The sequence below is a fragment of the Stenotrophomonas pictorum JCM 9942 genome (assembly GCF_001310775.1).
GTDB lineage: Bacteria > Pseudomonadota > Gammaproteobacteria > Xanthomonadales > Xanthomonadaceae > Stenotrophomonas > Stenotrophomonas pictorum.
This window is the reverse complement of the sequence record NZ_BAZI01000382.1, coordinates 1-2509: the sequence shown is the minus strand read 5'-3', so window position 1 is coordinate 2509 and position 2509 is coordinate 1. Positions and strand designations below refer to the sequence as shown.

The window sequence follows — 2509 nt, the reverse complement described above, 5'->3', positions numbered from 1 at the left end:
CCGACCGAGGCCGTCCACCGGCGGTACCGCCAAGCCGGGCAACGCCCTGCCGGACGGACACGTGCAGCGCGCGCCGATGGTCGGCACCTTCTATGCCTCGTCCTCGCCGGACAAGCCGGCCTTCGTCAGCGTCGGCCAGCAGGTCAAGGCCGGCGAGACCCTGGCCATCATCGAGGCGATGAAGATGTTCAACCCGATCGAAGCCGAAGTCGCCGGTACGGTCGTGGCGATCCTGGGTGAGAACGGCCAGCCGGTCGAGTTCGACCAGCCGCTGTTCGTGATCGCCTGAGGCGCCGGCCATGCTCGACAAGGTCGTTATCGCCAACCGGGGTGAGATCGCGCTGCGTATCCTGCGCGCCTGCCACACCCTGGGCATCCGCACGGTCGCGGTGCATTCCACCGTTGACCGCAACCTCAAGCACGTGGCCATGGCCGACGAGTCGGTCTGCATCGGCCCGGCCCCGTCCACGGACAGCTACCTCAACATCCCGGCGATCATCGCCGCGGCCGAGGTCACCGACGCCCAGGCCATCCATCCCGGCTACGGCTTTCTCTCCGAGAACGCCAACTTCGCCGAACGCGTGGAAGAGTCCGGCTTCATCTTCATCGGTCCCAGGGCGGACACCATCCGCCTGATGGGCGACAAGGTCGAAGCCATCCGCGCGATGAAGGCCGCCGGCGTGCCGTGCGTGCCCGGTTCGGGCGGCCCGCTGGGCGAAGACCCGGCCACCAACGTCAAGATCGCCCGCGAGATCGGCTATCCGGTCATCGTCAAGGCGGCCGGCGGCGGCGGTGGCCGCGGCATGCGCGTGGTCCATACCGAGGGCGCGCTGGTCAACGCCATCGCCACCACCAAGCAGGAAGCCAAGGCCGCGTTCGGCAACGACATGGTCTATATGGAGAAGTTCCTGGAAAACCCGCGCCACGTGGAGATCCAGGTGCTGGCCGACGGCCAGGGCAACGCCATCCATCTGGGCGAACGCGACTGCTCGATGCAGCGCCGCCACCAGAAGGTGGTGGAAGAAGCGCCGGCGCCGGGCATCACCCCGGAACTGCGTGCGGAAATCGGCAAGGTCTGCGTGGAAGCCTGCATCCGCATCGGCTACCGCGGCGCCGGCACCTTCGAATTCCTGTTCGAGAATGGCCGCTTCTACTTCATCGAGATGAACACCCGCATCCAGGTGGAGCATCCGGTGACGGAGATGATCACCGGGATCGATCTGGTCGCCGAGCAGCTGAAGATCGCCGCCGGCCACAAGCTGTCGATCAAGCAGAGCGACATCCAGATCAATGGCCACGCCATCGAGTGCCGGATCAACGCCGAGGACCCGGAAACCTTCTTCCCGTGCCCCGGCACCATCACCGGTTTCTACCCGCCGGGCGGCCCGGGCGTGCGCGTGGACACGCACATCTACGGCGGCTACCGCGTGCCGGCCAACTATGACTCGATGATCGGCAAGCTGATCGTGCACGGCCCGGACCGCGACACCGCCATCGCCCGCATGCGGGTGGCACTGAGCGAGATGGTGGTGGACGGGATCAAGACCAACGTGGCCCTGCAGCAGCGCATCATGCGCGACAAGGGCTTCCAGGCCGGTGGACAGAACATCCACTACCTGGAAAAGCGGCTGGCCGAGCGCAAGAACCAGTCCATCGCGCTGACCTGATCAGCGCATGGCGACAGGGAAAAGGCGGGGTAACCCGCCTTTTTCTTTGCCTGCGATCCGCTGCCGGCTACTGCGCGCCGGTATCGGCGGCGGTGATCGCACTGCCCTTGACCGGCTCCACGCCCAGCGGCGAGGTCGGATCGACAATCATCACCGTTTCGGTCGAGCCGTCGGGCCATACGATCTGGAAGGTGCTGCCGGCCGGCAAGGTCGAAAACGGCGTGCCGCTCTGCGCGCGGTAGACCGCCGCCGCCTGGCTGGCGCCGGCACGACGGGCGTCGGCGTCGGCCTTCACCGAGGTCAGCTTGACCTGGGACAGGTTCCGGTAGCGGCTTTCATAGGTGTCTATCAGCAGCACCCCGACTGCGCCGGCCGAGTAGGCCACGAACAGGACGACCCAGATCCAGAACTTGGCACCGCGCAGAAAACGACGGTAATTCATCGCGCACCTCCCCGCGCCTTGCGCAGGTAACTGACCAATTCGTTCATTTTCTCAACACCTTGCCGCGGTACCGCGGCATCAAACACGAAAGACTCGAAGTCCTGCCCCGGGTCCCGCGAACAGATTCCGCCGTTGGCGCAATAGCTGTTCATCAGGACGCTGTCGGGCCCGCACGCCAAGCCGAGACGACACGCCGCCACCTGCCACGCCAGTTGCGTGAACTGGCTGCCCGCCACCAGCCCGCTCAACGCATCATCACCGGCGGCCATGACGCCCATCGCCGGTGAAATCGCCAGAAACGCTTCCGGATCCTGCGACTGCTGGACCCGCTCCACCAGCCCGCGCCGGTAGTCCGCCTCCTTGTGCAACGGCTCGCCCATCGCCAGCAGCGCGGCCTCGG

At 66.4% G+C, this 2509-nt stretch carries 3 protein-coding genes and 1 pseudogene; 2 read left to right on the top strand and 2 right to left on the bottom strand.

Annotated features, from left to right (window positions below):
* Positions 1-289: acetyl-CoA carboxylase biotin carboxyl carrier protein (gene accB / locus JCM9942_RS13995; protein ID WP_083468559.1), on the top strand; the 289-nt coding region annotated here is incomplete at its 5' end.
* Between the two features lie 10 nt (positions 290-299).
* The gene (gene accC / locus JCM9942_RS13990; protein WP_054660431.1) at positions 300-1667 is read left to right on the top strand and encodes an acetyl-CoA carboxylase biotin carboxylase subunit; all 1368 of its coding nucleotides are present in this window, start codon (positions 300-302) and stop codon (positions 1665-1667) included.
* Positions 1668-1734: 67 nt separating this feature from the next.
* On the opposite strand, the gene JCM9942_RS13985 is transcribed toward accC, so the two are convergent.
* Together JCM9942_RS13985 and JCM9942_RS13980 are read right to left on the bottom strand one after the other, a co-directional pair.
* The gene (locus JCM9942_RS13985) at positions 1735-2109 is read right to left on the bottom strand and encodes a hypothetical protein (protein ID WP_054660428.1); all 375 of its coding nucleotides are present in this window, start codon (positions 2107-2109) and stop codon (positions 1735-1737) included.
* Positions 2106-2509 (bottom strand): annotated as a pseudogene (locus JCM9942_RS13980) (hypothetical protein); the annotation flags it as partial. The gene JCM9942_RS13985 and the pseudogene JCM9942_RS13980, both read right to left, overlap by 4 nt.

Excerpts from the sequence above, each read along its gene's own strand:
- accC (WP_054660431.1), top strand. The coding sequence starts at position 300 with ATGCTCGACAAGGTCGTTATCGCCAACCGGGGTGAGATCGCGCTGCGT.
- JCM9942_RS13985 (WP_054660428.1), bottom strand. The coding sequence starts at position 2,109 with ATGAATTACCGTCGTTTTCTGCGCGGTGCCAAGTTCTGGATCTGGGTC.